At 39.3% G+C, this 24,455-nt stretch carries 24 protein-coding genes; all 24 read right to left on the bottom strand.

Annotated features, from left to right (window positions below):
• Positions 1–123 precede the first annotated feature (123 nt).
• The 24 genes from ADA55_RS22570 to ADA55_RS22455 all read right to left on the bottom strand — a co-directional run bounded on the left by ADA55_RS22570 (position 124) and on the right by ADA55_RS22455 (position 24,169).
• Positions 124–519 (bottom strand): YybH family protein, encoded by a 396-nt coding sequence (locus tag ADA55_RS22570; RefSeq protein ID WP_048687699.1) that lies wholly within the window; start codon positions 517–519, stop codon positions 124–126.
• A gap of 155 nt (positions 520–674) precedes the next feature.
• A complete protein-coding gene (locus ADA55_RS22565) occupies positions 675–1,481 on the bottom strand; it encodes a sugar phosphate isomerase/epimerase family protein (protein WP_065421209.1) in 807 nt (268 codons plus the stop codon).
• Between the two features lie 21 nt (positions 1,482–1,502).
• Entirely contained in the window at positions 1,503–2,849 is a 1,347-nt protein-coding gene (locus ADA55_RS22560; protein ID WP_204375315.1) for an MFS transporter, read from the bottom strand.
• Positions 2,850–3,041: 192 nt separating this feature from the next.
• Positions 3,042–4,409, bottom strand: a complete 1,368-nt coding sequence (locus ADA55_RS22555; protein ID WP_048687697.1) for an MFS transporter — start codon at positions 4,407–4,409, stop codon at positions 3,042–3,044.
• A 249-nt stretch (positions 4,410–4,658) separates the two neighbouring features.
• A complete protein-coding gene (locus ADA55_RS22550) occupies positions 4,659–5,471 on the bottom strand; it encodes a dioxygenase (protein WP_048687696.1) in 813 nt (270 codons plus the stop codon).
• A gap of 27 nt (positions 5,472–5,498) precedes the next feature.
• Entirely contained in the window at positions 5,499–6,692 is a 1,194-nt protein-coding gene (locus tag ADA55_RS22545; protein WP_048687695.1) for a thiolase family protein, read from the bottom strand.
• 4 nt (positions 6,693–6,696) lie between these two features.
• Positions 6,697–7,035 (bottom strand): DUF3870 domain-containing protein, encoded by a 339-nt coding sequence (locus ADA55_RS22540; RefSeq protein WP_048687694.1) that lies wholly within the window; start codon positions 7,033–7,035, stop codon positions 6,697–6,699.
• A 75-nt stretch (positions 7,036–7,110) separates the two neighbouring features.
• A complete protein-coding gene (locus ADA55_RS22535) occupies positions 7,111–8,226 on the bottom strand; it encodes a muconate cycloisomerase family protein (protein ID WP_048687693.1) in 1,116 nt (371 codons plus the stop codon).
• Positions 8,227–8,246: 20 nt separating this feature from the next.
• Complete coding sequence (locus ADA55_RS22530; protein ID WP_048687692.1) at positions 8,247–8,879, bottom strand: 3-oxoacid CoA-transferase subunit B; 633 nt, start codon at positions 8,877–8,879, stop codon at positions 8,247–8,249.
• Positions 8,872–9,561 carry a CoA transferase subunit A gene (locus tag ADA55_RS22525; RefSeq protein WP_048687691.1) on the bottom strand — a complete coding sequence of 230 codons (690 nt, stop codon included), beginning with the start codon at positions 9,559–9,561 and terminating at the stop codon, positions 8,872–8,874. The genes ADA55_RS22530 and ADA55_RS22525 overlap by 8 nt, the downstream gene beginning before the upstream one ends.
• Positions 9,562–9,582: 21 nt before the next feature.
• A complete protein-coding gene (locus ADA55_RS22520) occupies positions 9,583–10,302 on the bottom strand; it encodes a carboxymuconolactone decarboxylase family protein (protein WP_048687690.1) in 720 nt (239 codons plus the stop codon).
• A gap of 14 nt (positions 10,303–10,316) precedes the next feature.
• The gene (locus tag ADA55_RS22515) at positions 10,317–11,003 is read right to left on the bottom strand and encodes a cyclase family protein (protein WP_048687689.1); all 687 of its coding nucleotides are present in this window, start codon (positions 11,001–11,003) and stop codon (positions 10,317–10,319) included.
• Positions 11,004–11,244: 241 nt separating this feature from the next.
• Positions 11,245–12,078, bottom strand: coding sequence for an alpha/beta fold hydrolase (locus ADA55_RS22510; RefSeq protein ID WP_048687688.1), 834 nt, complete (start codon positions 12,076–12,078; stop codon positions 11,245–11,247).
• A gap of 274 nt (positions 12,079–12,352) precedes the next feature.
• Positions 12,353–12,814 (bottom strand): pyridoxamine 5'-phosphate oxidase family protein, encoded by a 462-nt coding sequence (locus ADA55_RS22505; protein ID WP_048687687.1) that lies wholly within the window; start codon positions 12,812–12,814, stop codon positions 12,353–12,355.
• A 35-nt stretch (positions 12,815–12,849) separates the two neighbouring features.
• Positions 12,850–13,425: a non-oxidative hydroxyarylic acid decarboxylases subunit B gene (locus tag ADA55_RS22500; RefSeq protein WP_048687686.1), complete on the bottom strand. Its 576-nt coding sequence runs from the start codon at positions 13,423–13,425 to the stop codon at positions 12,850–12,852.
• 47 nt (positions 13,426–13,472) lie between these two features.
• Complete coding sequence (locus tag ADA55_RS22495) at positions 13,473–14,960, bottom strand: UbiD family decarboxylase (protein WP_048687685.1); 1,488 nt, start codon at positions 14,958–14,960, stop codon at positions 13,473–13,475.
• A 129-nt stretch (positions 14,961–15,089) separates the two neighbouring features.
• A complete protein-coding gene (locus ADA55_RS22490) occupies positions 15,090–15,917 on the bottom strand; it encodes a MerR family transcriptional regulator (RefSeq protein ID WP_048687684.1) in 828 nt (275 codons plus the stop codon).
• A 525-nt stretch (positions 15,918–16,442) separates the two neighbouring features.
• The gene (locus ADA55_RS22485) at positions 16,443–17,219 is read right to left on the bottom strand and encodes a DeoR/GlpR family DNA-binding transcription regulator (RefSeq protein WP_048687683.1); all 777 of its coding nucleotides are present in this window, start codon (positions 17,217–17,219) and stop codon (positions 16,443–16,445) included.
• Positions 17,220–17,505: 286 nt separating this feature from the next.
• Positions 17,506–18,222, bottom strand: a complete 717-nt coding sequence (gene tatC, locus ADA55_RS22480) for a twin-arginine translocase subunit TatC (RefSeq protein ID WP_373689794.1) — start codon at positions 18,220–18,222, stop codon at positions 17,506–17,508.
• A gap of 86 nt (positions 18,223–18,308) precedes the next feature.
• Positions 18,309–18,497 carry a twin-arginine translocase TatA/TatE family subunit gene (locus ADA55_RS22475; protein ID WP_048687681.1) on the bottom strand — a complete coding sequence of 63 codons (189 nt, stop codon included), beginning with the start codon at positions 18,495–18,497 and terminating at the stop codon, positions 18,309–18,311.
• Positions 18,498–18,614: 117 nt separating this feature from the next.
• On the bottom strand, positions 18,615–20,018 hold the full coding sequence (locus ADA55_RS22470) for an amidohydrolase (protein ID WP_264371017.1): 1,404 nt from the start codon (positions 20,016–20,018) through the stop codon (positions 18,615–18,617).
• A 542-nt stretch (positions 20,019–20,560) separates the two neighbouring features.
• Positions 20,561–21,736: a M20 family metallopeptidase gene (locus ADA55_RS22465; protein ID WP_048687679.1), complete on the bottom strand. Its 1,176-nt coding sequence runs from the start codon at positions 21,734–21,736 to the stop codon at positions 20,561–20,563.
• Positions 21,729–22,964, bottom strand: coding sequence for a Zn-dependent hydrolase (locus tag ADA55_RS22460; RefSeq protein ID WP_048687678.1), 1,236 nt, complete (start codon positions 22,962–22,964; stop codon positions 21,729–21,731). Before ADA55_RS22460 ends, ADA55_RS22465 begins: the two co-directional genes overlap by 8 nt.
• Before the next feature lie 17 nt (positions 22,965–22,981).
• Positions 22,982–24,169 (bottom strand): membrane protein, encoded by a 1,188-nt coding sequence (locus ADA55_RS22455; protein ID WP_048687677.1) that lies wholly within the window; start codon positions 24,167–24,169, stop codon positions 22,982–22,984.
• Positions 24,170–24,455: the final 286 nt, after the last annotated feature.

Here is a 24,455-nt window from a genome sequence, read left to right as displayed (position 1 = left end):
TATTCTGCCACTTGCCGTATCGAACTTCAAGTCTAAAAGGGGTGAGTCGTCAATTGTTTCCAGAATGAGATAGAAGATTATTCTTAAAAAATAAAAAGCCACCATTTACGGCAGCTAATTACTTCAATTCTTAATTATTTCAGCACCATAAGAGTTGTCGATTATACAGCGCCATGTACCCGTGGAATCCTTTTTAAAAACATATGTCGCTGTTCTTTCCATCGAGAATTCGGAATCGTCCTTTTGATTGGCACTTAGCTTGGCTTGTGCCACAACCAATGCCGTATCACCCGTTTCGATTATTGCCATCTTTTCTTGATTGACGATTAAACTATGATTAAAGTATTCAGCGATAGCTATGAATGCCCGGCGAATTTCATCTTTCCCTTTTGCGACCGTTCCAGGTTTGACAACTAAGGTCGCATCCTCTGAATAGAACTCCATTAAATGATCGAAATCCTCATTATTTATGGCCCTGTCCGCATTTTTTATGACTTGTTCCAGCTCATGATTCTGCATATTCACCCTCCTATTCAGCTTCTTTTAATCAGTCCGCTCTTTAACTATTTGATGTTCGACTGCCAGGGTGGGATATCCTGCTCATTAAGAGAATAGAATCATTTAAATAAAAGTTGAAATCCCACATATATCTTCATGTAAAATACGCGAAGCAATCAATATGTCAGTTGTTGTTTCCATTGTTCTAATGAGGCAAGCAAGTTAGGCATTCCTTCCTGACCGAAATACTCGAGAGAAACAAAGCCAGTATAATTTCGCTTTCTCAATTCTTCTAGTAAGCGAAGATTGTCAACGTCTCCACTAAAAATGGGTGCTGGTTTGTTTTTATAACGCTCTTTATGATCGAAGTGATAATTTTTTAAATGTACATGGCTGACATGGGGGAAGATGGATTCCAATACCTCTTTCGGATTCAATTGATCAACGTATAAGTTAGCACCATCGAAAATCAGTTTTATCCGTGGATGGTCAATATCTTCTAAAAGCTTTTGAATGGCTTCGAGGTTATCCGCAAAGGAGTCATAGTGAATTTCTATTGCTACATCCACTCCATAGAGATCTGCCATTTGCCCTAATTTATTTAATTCGGTAGCCGTTTCCGACCATTGCTCTGGTGAGGCATTCCTTGAAGCTATATGGCCTGCGAACGTCCGTATTAATGGGCAGTTTAATTGATGAGCCATATCTAACAATTTTCTTGCTTGATTGATTTCATTTTGATGTTCTTTTTGGTTCCAGAGTTTCGAAAAAGTCGTATATCCACTAATGGAAGGTATTTGTAGATCATTGGTTTCAAGTAATTTGGCCAATTTGTCCAGTGGTCCGTGCTTCTCCTGAAATCGTTCTATATGTTTATTCCATAATTCAAGTCCTTTAACATCCGCTTGCAACGGAAGCAGCCAATTTATTATTTCCTCTATGTCCCATTCTTTAAATCCTGTCGTGCATAAACTCAGTTTCAATGTAATTCCGCCTTTCTCCATTTAGTTTTTCATCGTGATTTCTATACGCTGGACTTTTCCGATAAGAAAGATATATGCAAAAGCGCCAATTAGGGCCACTACGGATATGAAGGTTAGCGCTGCTGCATAAGAATGTGTCGCACTTATGATTAAACCGACGATTAACGGAGATAATGCCCCGCCAATGTTAGCTACGAAATATAGTGAGGAGCCCGTTAGGCCTACCATTCCTTTCGGTGCAATATCAGCTAAAAGGGCACCGGTAACTGTTGATGCCATCCCCTGTCCAAAGAATGCTATCGCCATAAAGGTGATGACTATGTTTGGTGAATCCGTATAATTCCCCCCCAGAATCAAACAAGACAATAACAATCCGACAATAATGGGCAGTTTACGTGCCAATCCTGTTGATACACCGCGAGTCAGCATCCAATCGGAACATCGGCCGCCAATTAGAGTTCCTAATATGGCAACAATGTAAGGGATACTCGCATAAATTCCGGTTTTTAACATCGTCATTCCCTTTTCATCGATCAAATAGGATGGAAACCAAGTCATGAAGAAAAACAAAGTAGTTTGAATCGAAAATTGTCCGATGAACATTCCCCAAATTTGACGGTGTTTAAGCAGTTGGCCTATTCGTTTCCAGGAGAAAGGATGCTTCTCTTCAGTTCCGATCATTCCCCCGCCTTCTTTGATATAATTTAGCTCTTCCTGAGAAATCCGCTTATGCTCCCTAGGGTTCCGATAGAATCCATACCAAACAAATCCAATAAGAATCCCAATAATTCCGGCGATATAAAACAGGTAATTCCAGCCAAAGGTTATGATGATCCAAGTAAAGACTGGAGTCAGGAAGGCTAGCCCAATATATTGGGTACCCGTATAAATCCCTACAGCAGTTGCACGTTCTTTTTTAGGAAACCACTCGGATACACACCAGGCATTAGTAGGTATGGAAGGAGATTCAAAGGCACCAAGCCCTATGCGATATGTAATAAGTGACGATATATTTTTCGCGGTTCCTACCATGAATGTAAATACAGACCATAAAATGAGGGAAGCCGTGTATACCTTTCTAGGACCGAATCTATCAAGAAAGTAGCCGCTGAATAGCATGGAGAAGGTATAGCTCCAGCCAAATACGGAAAATATGATTCCCATCAAAGCCGGATCTATTTGTAAATCGGCTTGAATATTCGGAGCAGCAAGCGAAATGATGGCACGGTCGATGTAATTAATACAAGTGACTAAAGCAATTAGAAATAAGATGAACCATCGAACAGTTTTCTGTTTTCCTTTTTTTGATCCGTCCGTTACCAGTTCCGATGTGCGATCGTCTATTATTGCCTTTAATTCTGAGCTCAATATTTTTCCCCCTAACCTAATGCCCAACATTAGTACATCGTTCTACTAAATTTTATTGAAATTTCATAAATGCTTATATGTTTCCTGCAATCACTTATCAATCTGAGTTTCCCTATAAACATTGAATTGCAGATCCCCTTGTTGCAAAGTTAAACAACCAAGGGGATGTATTCCGAATTGTGAATCATTTCGTTAAATAGTTACAGTCTTCTCTGATTCTACCTCTTCAGTGTCCTCCTTGACTACCCTGTCAAAAGATCCATGTTTTTCTTGGACCAGAATATAACCGACCGCTGCGATGATACTTGGCAGGGCAAATGTAGCAAAAGCCACCTTCGGATCCATGCCTGTTGATAGAAGAAAGGCAATTAAAGTAGGAGCGAGAATGGAGCCGATCCTGCCGATAGCTTGCGAATAGCCCATACCCGTCGTACGGATTTCACGGGGGTAATATTCTGTGATATACGGATTGGCTAAGTTCATGGCACCAACAGTACATGCACCCCCCATAAAAATAAGTAAATATACTCCGATGGTATTAGTCGTAGCGCTCAATGCGACAAAGGTAACGGCCCCTAAAAAGAATAGTGTAACAAGTATTTTACGATGCCCAATTTTCCCCGCATAATAACCGCCGATTAAGGAGCCTCCTATTTGACCAAGGCATAAAACCAGGTTAAATGAAAGGCTTGAGGTGATACTGAATCCAGAATCCTGCATCATTTTTGGAAGCCATGTATTTAATCCGTAAGCCATCATCAATGTACAGAACACAGCCATCCATATGGAAATCGTGCTGAATGCCCGTTTATTCGTGAATAGTTTTTTTACTGGAGATCCTTTCCCCCTCTGTTCAGCTTCACTAAGCCTGAAATCGTCAGTTTCTTTAAAATCCCCTTCTGGTTTGACCTTATTAAGGATTTCAACAACCTTACCAAATTCCTTTTTTGCTAGATAGTAGGAAAGGGATTCAGGAAACTGCTTCATGAATATTGGAAGTGTAAGTAATGGCAAAATCCCAATAAAGTATAATACACGCCAATCCGTATAAGGAATGATATACATTCCCACTAACGATGCCAGGATTCCGCCGATTGAATAGCCACAATACATCGCAGCTACAATGATGGCCCGATTTTGTTTTGGGGAATATTCAGTCATTAGCGATATAACATTCGGCATCAAAGCTCCCATGCCTATTGCCGCTATGAAACGCATGGCGGTAAACCATGTGAGGTTGGGTGCAATCCCTGCCCCCAAGGTAAATACGCTGAACAAAATCATGCAGATGACGAGAACATTCTTCCGGCCATATTTATCTGAGATCGGTGCTAAAATCAATGCGCCCATCATCATGCCGAATAAGGAATAACTGCCGACTGCCCCAGCCTGCATCGAAGTTAAATCCCACTCTTCCATCATCCAAGGCAAACCCACACCGTACATCGCTATTTCATACCCATCAAAAGCGATGGCATAAAAACACCAAAGAAAAACAAGTAAATGAAAGCGGTTAAATTTACTGACAGCAATGATATCCGAAGCAATTACACTACGCATTTTCCGCCTCCCATCATTTTAAAAAATATCCGTTACGAATTTATTTTCCGAGTTCCAAAATAGGAACTCGGAAAAAAATTGGAAAAATCAGATAATGAAAATTGAAATTGTTCAACAAACTATCTTTTTTATTTTCATTACATACTAGACACCATTTATTAGGGTCTCCCAGTCTAAAATAATTTTGAAAAGATCAGATGTAACTACCCTTTTTTTCGAGATTCTTTGCTTTCATATTCTTAGCGATGATTAGTTTTTCACGACAGCTTTATTGAAAACAGGTTTATCTTGCAATCTTAATTCAAAATCTAAATGAGCCGTATAATAATCATTTTTCAATCCTTTTTCTGCACCTGAATGTTTTTCCAACTTCGTAATTAAGCTTCCGCGAACACCTTGTGCAACATCATTTTCTAAATATTCATCGCCTTCAAAATATATTTGCGTTACTAATCTATCGCCATTTTCCGGTTGGAACAAGAGATGTAAATGTGCTGGACGAAATGCATGATGATCAATCCACTTTAAGAATTGTCCGGAAGGTCCATCTGTTGGAATTGAATAATTACCCGGTACAACTGTTTTTATTTCAAAATTACCATTCGCATCCGTATAAAAAACACCACGCAAATTATCATTTGGAATACCTTCAGCGAAATAGGAGTATTCACCATTTGCATCAGCCTGCCACATATCGATTTTGGTATTTGCCAACGGATTTCCATTAACATCTTTAACAGATCCTGAGAAGTAAAGGGCGTCACCTGGTTCATTTTCTCGTTGTGGCAGCATTCCGGGATTTTGAACGACTGGCGTATTTTCAATGTAATATGGTCCTAGAATAGTAGGTTCCGTTCCTTTTACGCTTTTATACATTTCCTGAAGTGCATGCGTTTCAAAGAATACATCCATAAATAACGGAATTTCCCCTGCCCTGCCTAATTGATCCATCCAATCAACAAGAGCTTGATAGTCATTATGATCTATTTCATATTCACTAACTAATTCCTTGAATTTAACTACCAATCCATTATAAACGTCGATTACTTTTTGATTCTTCATAATACTTCCTCCAATTTTTTTAAGTTTTTATATTTGTTGATTTTCAATGATGGTACTGATTCCTAATCCACCTGCTATACATAGTGTGACTAGCCCATATCTTTTTCCCGTTCTTTCTAACTCATGTATCAATTTGGTTGCTAAAATTGCACCAGTGGCACCAATTGGATGTCCCATGGCAATGGCACCGCCGTTAGGATTCACCTTATTCATATCAAGTTTCAATTCTTTGATAACTGCCAAAGCTTGCGCAGAAAAGGCTTCGTTCAGTTCTATTAAATCAATATCATCCAGTTTCAACCCTGACATTTGAAGCGCTTTCAAGGTGGAGTTGACAGGCCCCAGCCCCATGTAATTCGGTGATACGCCTGCTGCCGCTTGAGCGATCACTCTTGCCTTCGGCTTTTTACCATGCCTTTTTGCTGCTTCTTCCGACATAAGTATCATAGCGGATGCACCATCATTTCTTCCACTACTATTTCCAGCGGTCACCGTTCCATTTGTCTTGAAAACCGGTTTTAAACTTGCCAACTTTTCCAGACTGGTTTCTCTTGGGTGCTCATCCACATTAAATTCCAATAACCCTTTTTTCGTTTTAAGTTGATAGGGGACGATTTCTTTCGTGAATATTTCAGTAGAAATTGCCCGTCTTGCATTTTCTTGGCTCCTTAAAGCAAATTCATCTTGTTCAGTCCTTGAAATGGAATATTTTTCAGCGAGATTTTCTGCTGTCATTCCCATCGTTAACATTCCGTAATCTTCAATGGGCTGTGATCCTGGCTGGCTTTCCGTATTCGGGTCCAATAACTGTCCATTCCCTGATTTCAATCCAAAACGGATATTTCTCATATAGTATGGGGCCGTGCTCATTGATTCCGCTCCGCCTGCAATGATTACATCTCCTAATCCGCTTTGTATTTGTTGACTGGCAGAATTGATTGCCTGGATGCCGGATCCGCATTGTCTGTGTACGGTATAACCTGGTACTTCCACAGGAAATCCTGCCCGGAGTGATGCAACTCTTGCCAAATTTGAAGCGTCTGAACTTTGTTTGGCTTGTCCCATAATCACTTCATCAATACTCTCTTTAGGAATATCCGCTCTCTTGATCACTTCATCAAGGACAGCAGCTGCCAGGAAATCGGCAGGAACATTTTCCAATGCTCCCCCTAATTTCCCTATAGCGGTGCGAACCGAGTCTATAATAACTACATTGCTCAATTTTCTACCTCCTGCTATTTTTATTTCTTTCTTCTAAACTATCCTTATATCTCTGGTGAGCTATTTTCAGGGCAACAATCACCGACTGCTGCGATGGAGCTAAAAAGTCCGTTTTAATATTCTCTATTAAAGAATCAATATCCTTACTAAAATCAAAACCAACTATCATTCGCTTGAAAAAATCCTGGGCCAAAGTTGTTAAAAACGTAAATTCTGCATTAATGATGATGTGACTTTCCTTGTGAATTTCCAATACCATCCCAGCGTATTTATAATTTTCATACATGCTCGTATTTTGCGGCGCCTTCGCATAGGCGGTGATTAATAATGTTGGCTGTCCCATATAAAACTACATCCTCTCAAGATTACTTGCATAAACTAGTGGGTTTTCCATAATCCCCTTTTTAGTTTATATTAATTAAAGACCTCTTGAAAAATGTTTTACTTTTTCCATATCTATCTCCATGCCAAATCCTGGACCATCCGGGATGATTATTTCATAATTCTCATATTTTATTTCGTTTAGCGTAATATTTTCTTTGAATAGTAACGGACCGAATAATTCAGTACCGAATTCAAATTTGGGAATGGTTGAATAAAGTTGTGCACAAATGGCCGTGCCTAATGATGATTCAATCATCGTTCCTCCATACAAACCAAAACCTACACCTTCAGCAATTGCAGCCACTTTTTTCGTTTGGGTCATCCCGCCATGTTTACATATTTTCAAGGCGAACGAATTACCTGCTCTATGTTTAGCTATTTGGAATGAATCTTGTAAAGAATTCAATGACTCATCGGCCATGATCGGGACCTTAAAACGATCGGTCAATCTTGACATCCCTTCATTATCCCAAGCTGGCAGCGGCTGTTCGACCATGGAAACCCCGCCTTCCTGTAAAGCTTCAATGCAATACGTAGCCGTTGTTTCATCCCATGCCTGATTAACATCAACCGTAATGCGTGCTTGATCTCCCACGGCTTCAATAATTTTCAATACATGCTCCACATTCTTATATGGATTACCTTTGCCAATTTTCAATTTAAAGATATTATGACGTTTTTGGTGTAAGGATTCTTTCGCTTCTTCGATATCTTTACTCGTATCCCCACTTGCCAAAGTCCATGCCACCGGCAATGATTTATGAATTTGTCCACCGAATAATTCATAAGCAGGGATGTTTCTCCTTCTGGCTACTAAATCCACCATGGCTGATTCAACGACAGCCTTCGCAAAATTGTTTCCTCTAACATTTAGTGAAACTTCATGCATGATTTTGTCGTAATGGACGGGGTTTTTTCCAATGATAAGCGGGGCGATATATGTATCAATATTCACTTTGATCGCCTCAGGTGTCCCCTCACCATATGAAGCCCCGCCTATTGTCGCCACTTCCGCCCAACCTTCCGCACCCTCTTCATCCATGACACGGGCAAGAATGATCGTTTGTTCCACGATCGTATGCATGGCAAGCTGATGAGGACGAATTGTGGGTAAATCAATAATGTATACATCAACTGAACGTATTTTCATTTAATCCACCTTTTTAACATTTAATAGATAAAATCCGCTTCTGTTTTTGCTCTTACTTCTTCGATCGTTACTCCGGGCATCAATTCAATCAATTTCAACTGTTTTTCAATTACTTCAAAGACTGCCAACTCGGTGATGATCAAGTCAACGCTTCTAGTGGAAGTAATCGGGTAGGTGCATTCATTTAAAACCTTACTTTTACCTTCCTTACTTGTATGTGTCATGGTCACGATCACTTTTTTGGCGCCAACCAACAGGTCCATCGCTCCTCCAACACCCATGATATTCTTGCCTGGTACCGCCCAATTTGCAATTTCCCCGGTTTGACCTACCTGCAAAACACCTAAGATGGCAACATCAATGTGTCCTCCACGGATCATTGCAAACGATTCAGCACTATTAAAGAATGATGCACCAATCGATTCCCCTACTGGCAACTTGCCTGCATTGACTAAATTGGGATCGATTTCATCTTCCTCTACATCAGCAACTCCCAACAATCCATTTTCCGTATGGAAAAAAACATTTTCATCATCAATGTACTTTGCAACCAAAGTCGGAATCCCGATTCCAAGGTTCACTATACAAGGACCCGTCAATTCTTTTGCCGCGCGTCTTGCTATCATATTTTGCATGAATTCTTTGTCACTCATAAACTTTGACACCTTCCTTCGTCAGGATTTTCTTTGCTTTAATGATTCCATCGACGAATAGATGCGGTGTTACAATCTCCTCTGGTGGGAGTTCTCCAGGTTGAACTATCTCATCCACTTCCGCAATTACGACATCTGCAGCTGTTGCCATTCCCGGATTAAAGTTTCGCGCCGTTTTATAATAAACAAGATTACCAAGTGTATCTGCCTTCCATGCCCTAATTAAAGCTACATTTGCTCTTATGGCAGGTTCAAAAATATATGTAGCCCCATTTATTTCCCTTTCTTCTTTTCCTTTAGCTAAATCGGTCCCTACACCCGTTTTCGTATAGTAACCGCCTATGCCAGCACCGCCAGCACGAATGGATTCCGCTAATGTCCCCTGTGGTAATAGTTCTAATTCAATTTCCCCGCGTTGGTAAAACTCCCCAATTTCACGATTGCTTGTAAAATAAGAACCGATCGCTTTTTTTATTTTCTTCTGGCTTAGGAGAACTCCCAGCCCTTTTCCTTTCTCGCCTAAATTGTTGCTGATTACCGTCAAGCCTGCTACATCCTTTTTGGCCAAACCATCTATTAATGTAAGAGGGGCACCGATCAAGCCAAATCCACCTACCATTAATGTATGACCGTTCTTCACACAAGATAAAGCTGCTTCTATATCTTGATGTACTTTCGTCATGTTTTCCCCACCAATCTCACGTTACTTATTTTCAATCAATGAATCACTTGCCTCAAACCAAGCAGGTATTCCAGCCGTCAATAAGCAAATCAGACCCACTTCAGCTAATTGTTCTTCCGAGGCCCCATTTAACCTTGCCGCCTCCATCCATTCCCCAACCTGTTCCCCTTTTAATTCTGTAATGAATATTCCTGTCATCAGAAGATGTTTTAGCCTTTTTGAAACCACTGAATCACTTAATATATAATCTTTAAGGGAGTTTTGGTCTTCCGATTTAACCAGTTTCAAAACATTCGAGACGAATCCCGTCTCCTCATCCCCTAATAGTTCAATCATATAAAGCAGGATTTCTTCTGCTGTTCCTTGATGGCCACTTATTTCGGGATATCGAATGCCTTTAAGTGTAAGAGCATACTCCAAAGACTTCATTCCTGTTTTTAATGCTTCTGTTCCGTTATATAAGTATGAAACTATTAGATATTCTACCAGTTCCGGTAATGTTGCCCCGCCATCGATTGCCCCTTTTGTATGGTAAACCATACTCCGTTCATACAACCTTGCAGCATTCATGCCGACCAGTAATATATCTTTCTCCTTCTTCGTCAAGGCTCCCTCTTGCATGATGTTACTGCGCAAGTTGGTATAGTGATCAAGTGCATTAGGGCTATAATCGTGCATTTTTTGTACCCAGCCTGGTACCACATCATAAACTTCCTTGAAATACAATAATCCTTCGCTCATTCGTCTGCACCTCTTTAAATTAATTGAGAGTCAAGAATCGATAGTGCTCTAATAGGTGAAGCTGTTGCATTTTTTAGTTTTAAAGGAATCCCGAAGAAAAGAAAACGGGAATGTTTGGGTAATTTTTCGAGATTCACTAGATTTTCAACGATATATATATCATGGTTCAGTAATTTTTGATGAATTCCGCTTTCTGAATCCTGGTTCAAATCGGCATTGGGCAAATCCAACCCGACAATATGTATTTGCTTTTCAATAAACCATTGGGCCACACTATCATCTAAGGCCTGCGCTTCAAAAAAGCCTTCTTCCCCCCATGGTTTCCCCCATGTCCTGATGAGGACGATATCGTTTTTTTCTACATACACCCCCTGCCTGCGTTCCGCCTCTTCAAGTAAAGCTTTCGTAACCGGTTCATGTGTCGCTTTTAACATGCTTACATCCAGTATGAGGGCATCACCAAACATATTCTCCAGATTGATGTTTTCAACCGACTCCCCGTTTTCAAAATAATGTGAAGGCACATCGACATGTGTCCCACTATGATCAGAAAAAGAAATCAACTTGGAACGGCAGCCTTTAGGAAGTGAATCAGATTTCCCCTTTTGTTCAAGAGGTTCATCTTTAATGCCTATTGCAGGTAAATCATTATTTGTAACTAGACCATCGTAAAGTTCCAATGTTAAATCAATGATTTTCAACCATAAAACCCCCAAATTCATTAAGCGTTTACATTATCACGACAAAAATGGCTACCCTAAACATTACTATCAATAAATGACAGCAGGTGTTTAAGGTAGCCAGTTGTTCACTAGTTGTTATTAAAAAAGGTTATTTCTTAATAGCTAATGAATAGGCAATAATTAAGTTTTTTATATATTCTTAATATTACACTATTTTCTGTTAATTTCAATATTTTTTTAAAAAATTTCTTCAAAAAAATCAAATTCTTTTTAAGAAAGATTTTATTCCTTCGTTAATCTCCACCCTTTTTTCAAAAACCATTGTATAGTGATTACATGTAGAAACGATCATTTCGATATCAGGCGTATATTTCTTCGTATCAGCATAGGCTTCTTCATAAAATAATGGAGGAAATCCCCCTATTTTCCCACTGGCATACACCAATAACGTTTTACAGGAAATTTGTCTACAAATCTCTTTAGGGACAAAAGAATAAAAACTATCAAAATCTCTAAGAATGCTGTCTTCTGATGATTTATTCTCCCAGTGACCATCCACTTCATGAACCTCATACTCCGCCACACTTTGCAGGTGATCCGTCCATTTGATACCCAAACGGCTATATATTTCCTTAATTTCTGCAATATAGCTTTCTTGAGAGTCATATTCTTTACTTAATCGGCCTAGAGAAGGTTGTACGATGTCCCTTTGTTGTTGAGAGCAATTGGCCGCACCATCCAATAATATCAGGGCCTTTACCGAGGTTAATTTGCTGGCTACAACGCTTGAGATGAAGGCTCCCATTGAATACCCGATCAAAATCGGGTTATTTATCTTTAACTCTTGAATTAACTCAATTACATCTTCTGCATGTTTGAATAGAGAAGTCTGCACATCTGCCCTTGAACTATTCCCCCTCCCTCTCAAGTCAATCGAAATGACTCTGTACTCGCCCTTTAACATTTCTGCATAATAATGCATTTGCTTATGATTACCCGTTAAACCATGTATGGCGATAATTGGCCCTTTCGTTCCAGGATAATCAGCAATTTGGATTCTGTGATCCCCCAATTCCTTTACATACATTTCCATAGCAACTCCTCCATTTCCATGTTTATTAACATTAACCATCCTGCTATTTAATAAAAAAAGCTATCTTAACTTCACATCAAGGTAACTTGATCGAGAAATTAAGATAGCCAGTCAGTTCATTAATTTTCATTAAAAAAGGGCATTTTTTAATGATTAATGAATAGGCAAGATATAAATACATGTAACGATTCCATTTTACATGAAGTTCTAATTATTTCAATCACAATTTGATTATTTTGAATCCTTTATTATCTTAAAGTCGGTAACTGGGATTTTATTGAAGGAGGTCCTCTATGGTAGCGCTCCATCGTTCAACAACTTCTTTAGGGTTTTTCAAGTCGATTTTAATTCCAGAGGTTATTTCAGCATATTTAGCCATATCCTCCCGTGCCTCTATTATTTTGGCGTGGAATCTTTCTCTATTGTATTGCGCATCAGGCATTTCTTTTAATCTCTCTAATGAAAGGCGAATATATTGTGCTTTACCTTTCCAAAACAAAACCAGCGTGGCTTTATGGGTACGAATGACATTGGCTGTAGTCGAAGTATCCGGCCATAGGCCAATCCTTAATTCCTTCCTGCTTATCGCTACGATCTCACCCACGCTAACCATAGCAGTATGCGGCCATCCTTCTTCACTTACCGTCAACAGCATCATGGCTTCATGCTGCTTGTCGACAAGATCTTTACCATTTAACAAGTCGAATACCTCTACTGGCATTTCCACCCCATTCATTTTTTCACCTTTTTCCTTAATTCACTAGCAATCTGTTATATTTTGGTGCGATATTTCATTCCGTTCCACCGTTTCGCACCGTAAGTATCGATTTCAAATTGATCTAACGCCCGATAAGCAAGATGGTCAATGATATCGTTAACATTCTCAGGATGATTATAGAAAGCTGGCATCGGAGGGAATATAATGGTCCCCATTTTGGAAAGCGCCGTCATATTCTCCAAATGAATCGTATTCAGAGGGGTTTCTCTAGTCATTAGTAATAATTTTTTTCTTTCCTTCAACATGACATCAGCAGATCGCGTTAATAAATTATCCGCTAGTCCCATGCGAATGGAAGCTAGCGTTTTCATACTGCAAGGTGCTACGATCATGCCATCAACTCGGTAAGACCCACTTGATATTCTTGCTGCTTGATCTTTGTAGGAATAGGAATGATCAGCTAATCCCTCCACGTCTTTAACAGAATAAGATGTTTCATGTTGAATGGTGGCATGGGCCCACGGGGACATGATTAAATGGGTCTCCACTTCACTGCTTTGAAGCATCTGAAGAATCCTAATTCCAAAAATGGCTCCAGTCGCTCCTGTTATCCCAACAATGATTTTCATTAATTCCCCTCCTTACATTAGTCATTGAATCGAAACTTTATAGAAACTTACGAATTGGAAAATCCAGGAACGAATCGACTTGGATCCACCTCTTTAAATTCAGACCTTTTAAATTCATTTTTTAAATGAAATGGTACTGTGCAGTCAAATATGGTTTTACAGGAAATCCCCTTTTCCTGAATGGTAGGGCTGTATGCAGGATCTTGTGTAGGATCTAACGGGTGACAGCGCACTCCAGGAATGAAAACCGTATCAACATCACCTTGGTAACGAGTATTTAACGCCCATAGAACATCATTGCTATCGAAGGGATCCACATCTTCATCCACGATGAATACATGCTTCAGTTCAGAAAAGGCGGAGAACGCCAATAGTGCAGCTTGTCTTTGGCGCCCTTCATCACTTGGCTGACTTTTCTTGAATTGAAGAACAGCCATGTATTTACCTCCTCCTGAAGTATGGGCATATACATTCAACAATTTTCCTGGCATGGATTTTTCCACCATTTGCAGAATGCTTGCTTCAGTTGGAATGCCAGCCATATTCACATGCTCCTCACTCGGACCAATAACTGTTTGCATGATTGGGTTGACTCGGTGCGTTACGGCTTTCACTTTGATTAGTGGCAGATCCGCAACAGCTGAACCTGTATAACCAGGGAATTCCGGCATTGCTTTTCCCGTATTGGTGTTTTGATCTTCCCGAACACGCACTCCGGGAACCAATTCCCCTTCTATTACATATTCAGCATTCGCGATAGCTTTTTCATCAATCGTCAAGCATTGGACCAATTCTACCGCTTCTTTCCTGATCGCCCCTGCAACACTCAACTCATTAAAGCCAAGGGGTGTCGTTGGTGCTTCAAAACAAGCAGCGACTTCAATAGCAGGGTCAACACCGATACTAATGGAAATCGGTAACGGTTTTCCTGCTTTTTCAGCCTTTTCACGAAAAACTTCCAAATGACGTCCAGGAACAAAATACATGGTCATCTCATCTTTACTTTGTAAACATAAACGATGTATCGTAATATCAGATTCACCCGTTTCTGAATCGGAGGCATAGCACATGCCTATCGTTATATACGGGCCTGCATCTTCCTCTGTATTCGTAGGCGCAGGTATTAATTTTCTGATATCGAAATCCGGATCTTCTGCATAGTGAACCACTTCCTGAGCCTTCGCTTTATCATTTGAAATGGTGATTGGATCAATTGGATTTTTTACAGCTTCATTTAAAAGGAATCCCAGTCGCTCCGGTTTTGTATCCAGCATGAGACCGACTCTTTCCCGGCTGGCTAAAAGTCCGATCACCACGCTTGAATCTTCATGTCCCAATACATGATTGAAAACCATGGCAGGTCCGATTTTTGTTGGACGCATGACTGTTCCGCCAGCACCGACATGACGATAAACCCCAGATAATTCAGCATGAGGATTGACTGGTTCATCCGTTTCAATCAATTGTCCTGGAATCGACTTCAGTAGTTCCAGCGCAGAACGTAAATCTGTCACTTTATTCATTTTTTCAGACATAATAAATCCCCCTGTCACTTTAAGATCAGTATCCTATGTATAGTTACATTAAAATAACCTATATGTTATCGGTTACAATTGATATTCTAAAGTGTATTTCTACTATACAGTCAATGGATATTTGAAAATTCAAGTAATTTTCTCTACAGGGATTTGCAGCTGACAAAAATCAACACTACTATCATTCTCGTAAAAGGTCGTATCCAATAAGCAAGCATCCACGACGTCCCCAATAATTCTATAGTGATTTTCACTGATCCATTGAACCAATTCATTTAAAAACTCAATGTTATATGGCATTCCATATTTATATACATATGCATATTGCCCAGCAGGCAACGTCATCATGTTATCCATATCAGGATCTATAAAAGGTAATGCAGTATATATTCCCGCACCCTCGAAAACATCATCCGTTCCAAGCTTATCCCTTAAAATAACCGTGCCAAATCCCTCAGACGGAAGCATTTCATGTTTACTTAATACATTCCAAGCTTTCATCAGCGTTAAATGTAATTCTTCTCGGCACAATTCATTTTCAAATGGTATAAATAATACATGCCTTTCAGGAAATTCTTCGATAATAGGTTTATCCAATTCACTTTTAATATTTTTGGCTTCTGAATATTTCATTAACCTCTGTTGAATGAATGTACGTGTATTCATCAAGGCATTTATTTCTTTATCAATGAATTCTTGATGAAATTCCAAAAGTGACATGGCAGTCGTTAAATTGCGATTTCCTATATGGTCCTTAATATCATTCAGTTTGATGCCAACCGACTTCAAAAAGCAAATTTCCCTTAGAAACGGAATTTGAACGGCACTATAATATCGATAACCATGTTCATCTATATGTACGGGTTTAAATAAACCGATCTTATCGTAATAAATGAGTGTTTGCCTTGAGATACTGTGAATGGTAGCCATTTCACTGATTGATAAGTAATTGCCCATATGAGTTCCCCCTCCGCAAAGCCTTTTTATAAAGTCCCTCTACTTCTTATTATTACTTCTACAGCCATGATTTAATTTATTAATCTTTTGATTTCCCTCCTTCCAATCGCCTGTACAGCCGATTGGAGAGGATCCTCCACTAACTTTACCATTTTTCCATGTAAAATGAATGGAATTTCAACGGCCCTTTCTATCGAAATGGAGCATATCAACATCTTCATTAGTAGGCAATAAGTAAGTGACTGCAATGGATACAGAAGGAAAATACCAAAAGGTTTATTTTCTTACCAGCAATGTGGAGTGAACAGCTAATCATCTTTACAAATGTTTAAAAAGAACTTCATCAATCTATCCACTGAAAAAAGAGCACCTCTTGGGCGCTCTTTTTCCATAAATTTTTTTACATGATTCACAAACATATCTTTTTTGCTTTTCGTTCAACACTATATTGTATATCCTCAATTTAAGCATTAACCGCTGTTATGAGTTTAATATAATTAGCAGTAAATCGAACCCATAAAACTATTACTCGTCTCTTTCATGACCTGGAACCACAATCACTTCTACCACATGTTTATTTAAGATTTCCTGCATGTTTTTTGGTACTTCTTTGTCTGTAATCACTATATCAACGGAGTTTAAGTCACATACCTTTTGAAAAAAAGTTTTATTAAACTTCGTTGAATCTGCAATCACAATGACCTGGTCAGAACGCTTAATCATTTCGTGAACGAGGAGACCTTCTTCCTCGATGGATGTAGACAGTCCTTCTGCAGATATTCCGCAAGTACCAATGATGCATTTATTCACCTTATAATCTTGTACGTCCCTGATGGCTCTTGAACCATAAATGGCTTGGTGTCTAGTGCTTAATGTTCCGCCTAATAAATTAACTTTTATATCGTCCCTCTGGCTTAATACACTGGCAATGTTAATCGAATTAGTCACGACAGTGTTGTTCCGGCTCGTTAAATATTTAGCTACAAATTGAACTGTTGTAGAGGCATCCAAAATAAGATGATCCCCGTTGTTTATCAAAGAAGCTGCAAATTTTCCGATCTTGCCTTTAGCTTCCGATGCCATGTTCATGCGCTCACCATAATTATGGACTTCATTGGAAAGCAGAGCCTTTTTCGCCCCACCCCGTATTCGAATGATCTTCCTCATCTCTTCTAAATTGATTAAGTCTCTTCTGGCCGTATCTTTAGATACATTATTTATTTTACAAATTGTTTCAATATCAATCCGTTCGTGTTCGTTTAAATATTGAACAATGGCGTCTAGTCGTTCATCCTGTAGCATGATCTCACCTCGTAATTTAATTATAAGTTAATCCAAGTTTAATCACAAAGAAACATGAATTTTTTTAAGGATAATTAAGCTTTTGAGGGTAGATTATTAGTAAATGCCGAACACATTAATCAATATACTTAGTTATCAGAATTTCATATCGGGGATATTAACCAGGGATTAAACATGTCGGTCAGCCCACCAAAATATAGATTCCGACCATTGGAAGGATATTTTCCGGGCATGAAAAAAATCAACCTTAAAATGAAGATGCTACTATCTTGGTGCAAGGCCCTTTTTAGACAGATTCATATTTTTTACTTTCTTTTTCCCTTTGATGTCGATTATATACGAATTTAGATAAGCTGACACTGCTTTCATATAAGAGTAATAAAGGTATTGTAACTAGGATATCTGATAGAAAGTCTGGTGGAGTAATCAAAATTGAAATAACTATTAAAATAAAGTAAGAATATTTCCTGATTTTTTGCAAACGGTATGGATTTATAATTCCTAAACTTGTTAGAAACAGGATAACAACGGGCATTTCAAATAGAAATCCAAAAGGCAATGTCATATGAAGCATAAACCGGAAATATTTCTCCGTTGTAAAGAAAGTAGTAAACATGCCGTTTGATAGAGACATTAAAAAATTCAGGACAATAGGAAATAAAATAAAGTAACCAAAACTGATTCCTAATATGAATAGAATAAAAAGAGCTGGAATATAAGCGCTAGTAACCTTGCGTTCTTTTGCTGTTAACGCTGGATGTATAAACAGCCAAGTTTGGTGAGCAGCAACCGGTATAGTAGCCGCGATGGCAACGACGGTGGCAATCATTAAATAAACGAGTATGATATCACTCGGTCCTAACAGGGCTAGCTTAAACGGCAAGTCTTTAACTATTACATTATAAATATCTTGAACATATATAAATGTCAGTACGAGGAACAGCGTGAAAACGACTAATGTTATAATAATACGTTTACGTAACTCCTCAAGGTGCTGAATCATGCTCGTTTTTATTTGATTTTCCAACTTCATCACTCCAGGAAAAAAAGATGTAAGACAGATCCTACATCCTCTCTTCATTTATTTGATTAGCTTTCTTTCTTATTGGTCACATCTGCATGAGTGTCATCTGCTACAAGGTCTCTGGTAGACTTTTTAAATTCTCTTAATGTTGAGCCAAACGCCCTTCCGATTTCCGGTAACTTTGAAGGGCCGAAAATAATAAGGGCAATCACTAAAATTAGCATCAATCCTGGTATTCCAATATTTTGTAGCATAACTTCCCCCATCGGTATTCATATTTTGTAATTCCTTTAAAACGTTAAACGTTAATGTGCTCATCGAACCTATCCCAATTCTTTTTTACCAAGGTTCATTAACATTGTCATACCCTTTTAATTGGTATGAAGCTTAGGCTTCACGCTATCCAGAGAACCCGAAGAGAGAGTTCCCTTATGCAATACGGCAGCACGCTTAGGCAGTCGGGCTACGGCTTCGGCCGAGCAGCTTGCTGGAATGAGTACAGCGGTCGCGGCATCGCCTACCTTTGGCCATATTTGCTTACCAGCCTCGTCTAACGGTGTAATACCACCGGTAGCAAGGGAAAGTGAGCGAGACAGGTTGTATTCGTTTGACCATCCGTATAGATCTGAGGCGAGATGTGCCTTCTGCAGCGTATCGCCAATCCCGAATGGTGACCAGTGATCCGTAATACTATCATTACCTAGCATGACGTTCACCTTATGCTTCTGAAGGAGCGGAATCGGCATTACGTCTTTGCCGATTGGAACGGTTGAGGCAATGGAAATACCCAGCGATGCAAGGCGCTTTGCCATTTCTACGTCGGCGCCATCCCCTAACGAAGCGAGCGAAAACGCATGACTGATCGTCACTTTTCCCTGCAGACCAGCTTCCTCAGTCAGATCAGCCAATCGACGTATTGCCTTCAAACCCGTTTCGCCACCTTCATGAAGGTGAATATCAATACCTGCTTTGTAGTCAACCGCGATCTGTACCATCGTTTGCAACGATTTTTCCATATCCCCGTCAACTAAGGTTGGATCAAGTCCGCCAACATGTGTAACTCCGAGCTGCATGGCTTCACGTATCAATCCCTGAGAATTTGAACGAAGTAGGCCATGTTGAGGAAATCCAACGATTTCATGTGATATTTTATCTGAATAGTTCGCTAAGGCCAGATTTAGTTTTTCAAGATTTTTCAAGCCAACGACTGGATCGATGTTGCAATGGCTTCTGACATAAGTTGAGCCATAGCCAAGAATTAGTTCAATTAATTTCTCCGCACGCTCCTGAGCTGTTGGAAGGAGCTCCAGCAGCAGTGTCTGCTCCAAGGTAATCATGTCAAAAATGCCATTTTTCCTCGTCGCAGCCGCTCTCCAAGGACCGCCATAAAAGGTTTTATCCAAATGAATATGCATATCTCTAAAAGAAGGAAGTAGCAACATGCCTTTAGCGTCGTAGCAATCGACACCTTTTCCATAAGGGGACTTGGTATCTAGTATTCTGGTAATGATGCCTTTTACAATATGGAGGTTCCTCAATACGGTTTCGGTTGCGACGACCTGGCCATCTTTATACTTGTATCCACTTTCCAATCTAACATTCATCAATATGTAGGAACTGTTCTTTCCTGGTTTTTTGGTGTTATGGCCAGCCTTCCTCTCAGCATCCGCACTTGCCGTCTCAGGCATAAATAATCCCACCGTGTCCGTGACACCGAGAACAGCGGAAGCGCTTCCAATTTTACAGACGTTACCTATAAACTTTCTGCGGGACAAACCTTCTTTTTCCTGATTCACCTGTGAAATCCTCCTTTAGTACGTTTATATTTTAAGATGATCATGATTATAAACTTCATTGGAGAACAAGAGGCATCCAGCCCGGTATTTGATTGGATTTACTCTTTTCCTCCAATCTTTCATATCTCTTCTTGTGGTGTTTTTGGATTTATTTTTACAATTTCAATCCATTCATATCTGTTGAAATAGTCACTGTTCCAGTTACATGATGTCACCCTATAGATCCAATTATAATTCTACTTAATTTTAATAGCAATAAAATCTGCATTATTTTAAGTTTTTTTAAGTTTTTCGTGGTAATTAATTGATTTCTCATTTTAATTACGACATAAGATACCTTTGTTGTTTCATTCCTTGTTAATGGAAAACAAAAGGAATGGTAAAATCCATCCCTTTTTTACTGTATACAACGCCTTTGTAGTTAAATGTAACCCTTAACGCCAGAAGGCCGCCAATTGGCGGCCTTCTGACATTGAAAGACTGTTTTGAAATTGTCCAAGTTCCTTCTTCTTTTCAGTCCGTTATTCATTCAAATATGCCCATGCATATTGGGCATAAAGTTCTGAACCGGTAGCAAGCGCTTCTTCGTCGATGTTGAATTTTCCATGATGGTGGGCCCATTCCGTATCTTTTTCAGGGTTTCCTGATCCCACTAAAGCGAAGCTTCCGGGTACTTCATCTAAATAGAAGCTAAAGTCTTCTCCCCCCATTGTTGGCTTTTCATTATATATTGCGTCTACGCCAAACGCTTGTGAGGCCACCTTTTGCACTAATTTGGCACTATATTCATCATTGATGACAGCTTGCGTGCCACGGTAGTAATTAACCTTTGCGGTCGCACCGTAAATGTTCGCAACATTTTCAGCATAAATCTGGAGCTGCTTTTCAATATGGTCACGTGTTTTAGGATCAAAACAACGGACAGTCCCTTCAATGACGGCATTTTCTGCAATGACATTAAATCGTGTGCCAACGACCATTTTTCCAACTGTCAAAACAGCGGGATTTTGAGGGTCGACCGTTCTTGATACGACGGACTGTACGTTCATGACGAATGAAGAGGCAACAATAGTAGCATCGATACAATCTTGCGGCATTGCACCATGTCCCCCTCTTCCTTTAAAGGTTACGGTAAAGATATCTGCTGAAGCGAATGAAGGTCCTTGAGTGCAAGCAACCGTGTTTGTTGGCATTTGCGACCAAATATGTATGCCAAAAACATTATCAACACCTTCAACGGCCCCCTGTTTAACCATTTCCCTTGCACCTGTTGCTACTTCTTCGGCTGGTTGGAATATTAAGCGCACATTCCCAGGTAATTCTTCTTTTATTTCGTTTAGTGCCTTCGCTGCAATTAATAGCATGGATGTGTGTGCATCATGACCACATGCATGCATTTTCCCTTCTTCTTTTGAAGCATACGACAAGTCTTTATTTAGTTCTTCTACAGAAAGGGCGTCCATATCTGCTCTTAAAGCGACGGTCTTTCCAGCCTTACCGCCTTTAATTTCTGCAATGACACCTGTTGGTTCTGCTTTTCGATAAGTAATCCCTAATTTTTCAAGGTATTCACAAATAAAAGCAGTTGTATTTTCTTCTTCCCATGATAATTCAGGTTCGCTATGAAGTTTTCTGCGTATTTCTGTTAATTCATCACTATAATTTTGAATCGCTTCTTTTATCGTTTGATTAATCATTTTTTTCTACCTCCGTTAAACATTTAGCCGCTTCGTAAAAGATTTGTACTCCATTTGCCAAATGACGTGCATCCGACCATTCCTCCGGACAATGACTTAACCCTGCTTTACTTGGAACAAAGAGCATGCCAACATCAGTCACATCGGAAAAAACCATCGCATCATGACCTGCTCCACTATCAATGGAACAGTATGGAATTTCCAAATCAGAACTTTTATCTTTTAATAAAGCTTTAATCTCATTACTCAATACTTTTGGCGGCATATATAAAAGCTGTTCCGCAGTTGTATGGATCCCCTGTTCATGATAGGATTCGATCAATTCTTTCATCCGTTTGATGACATTGTTAATATGTTCTTCCTTGCTTGATCGAATATCTACCGAAAATACCACTTTATTCGGTATGACGTTTGCTCCATTTGGTAAAACATCTAGTCGTCCTGTCGTTATAACCGTTCCTTCTCCTTCCTCAATTGCAAAGTTTGGTATTTGAGAAATAATTTGAGCGGCAGCAACCAATGCGTCCGTACGGCGATCCATTGGGGTTGTGCCTGCATGTCCTGCCTTTCCTTCAATGGTTACTTCAAATTGAGTTAAACCAACAATAGCTTCTACAACACCAATGGAGATATTCTTCTCTTCAAGGATTGGACCTTGTTCTATATGCAATTCGAGAAATGCTTTAATGCTATTGGGATTTCTTCTTTTCGGAAGAGAGAAATCCAGTCCAATTTTTGACATCGCTTTAATTGTGGTGATACCATCTTTATCCTTTAAATTTTTAAAACTTTCCTCACTTAGCGTTCCCACTATTCCTCTCGACCCCATTAGCCCTCCGCCAAAACGAGCTCCTTCTTCTTCAATCAGGGCAACGATTTCCAATGGATATTTAGGTGTTAATTGATTTTCTGCAAATAGGGCAGCCACTTCAAGTGCGACAATTACACCGGCTGGTCCGTCATACGCACCGCCATTTGGTACGGAATCAAAATGTGAACCTAACAGAACGCTTGGTGCATCTTTTAAAGTACCCTCAAGCTTTCCAAAAATATTTCCAAATCCATCTTCCTTTACTGTCAGGCCGTATTCCAACATTTTATTTTTTATATAATTACGTGTAAGCAAGTCTTCCTTGCTATACGTAAGCCGGGTAGTCCCTTCTCCGGGTGTTGATGTAAATTCGCTCAAATCATTTATTTGCTTTTCTATACGTTCGCTAAGCCTCACTTAGAATCCCTCCTATTTTACAAGAATTGTACGAATATTCCTGCCAAAATAACCGACACGATTGTTACCGATATAAATCCGCCAACAAGCATCGGCGGCAGCATATGGCTTAGCAATGCTTCTTTTTCATTTTCATCTTTTGTTAATGAATTGACGACTTCATTGGTGATAATGTAATCAGCTGGAAATCCGTATAATGCTGTTAAAGATACAGCAAAGGCCATTTCTTTGCTGACTTTTAACAATTTCCCTGCTATGAATGAGAATATATACATACCTATCACAGCTAAGATAATGCAAACAACAAGTGGGTAAAGAATCTCCATCATCATACTTGGTGTTGCATTTTTCAATCCATCAAAGACGAAAAGCATAAGGGCCATGATCGCAAATCCAAATCCATTTGCTTTTTGCAGTGTCTGTCTTTCCAAGAAACCGATACTTTTTCCGATAACCCCGAATAGTAAGCAAAGAACAAATGCGTTTATAGATATAATCGGCTCTAATCCACTCGAAACTAGGTAAGCAAGTAAAGCAACAACTGCAAGTCTTAAAAATTTGAAATACTCCGTATTATATTTTTCAGGAAGTTTCTTAAACAGCCTAAGTTCCGTCAGGCCTTCTACAGCGGCTGCAGTTTCATCCTTTTTTACCGTTAACTTTCCATTGCGGTATTGCCCCAAAAGCTTCTTCCCTTCTTTCTTCAAGACAATTGAAGTTAAAGGATATCCAGCGAAGCCTTGCATGACATAAATAACAATGGCAAAAACGGACAAGCTCGTAAGTCCTGCATCTGCCGCTCCTTCTGACATGATTATTGAAGAAACCATACCTCCCACTAATGGTGGAACCGCTACAAGGACAGTTTGCAGATCAAAAATAAAGATGCCAATTCCGAATAATAGTGCAACAATGCCAAGAATACCAGATAAGGAGATGACAATCGTCTTCCATTGATTCACCAATTCCCTTATTGAAAGCAATGTTCCCATATTCGTGATCAATAAGTACATCATCATGGTTGCCACTACCGGTGGAACACCTGCTATTGAAACGATGTCTTGCGGGAAGAATGTCCAATAACCACAAAGAAATAGAATCGCGGTAATGAAAACGGAAGGTACCCAGGCTTTTGTTCGAACCGCCACTATGTCCCCTACAAATAAAATCAGAATAACAATAACCAAAGCCAACATCTGTGACATATGAGTTCCCTCACCTTCCAATTTAATAGTTTGAATATTCTTATAAAATAATAACACTGAATCATCTGAATTTAAAGATAATTTCATATTTTCAGGTATTTATACACAGATAATAGGAAATGTAAGTGTTTTAATTTCAATTTCACACACCAAACATTCTCAAATAATTAAGGGATTGGATATATCAAAATAATTTTAATCTTAAAATAGACACTTTATCTCCTTTAAATATCAAAAAGAAAAAGCCGTCTATAGACGGCTCAGACTGTAGACAAACTCTCGATGA

Origin of the sequence: Bacillus sp. 220_BSPC, from assembly GCF_001054655.1 — a bacterium.
In the GTDB taxonomy this organism is placed as follows: domain Bacteria; phylum Bacillota; class Bacilli; order Bacillales; family DSM-1321; genus Peribacillus; species Peribacillus frigoritolerans.
Note: the sequence above shows the minus strand (reverse complement) of the source record. Positions and strands in the feature narration are given on the sequence as shown.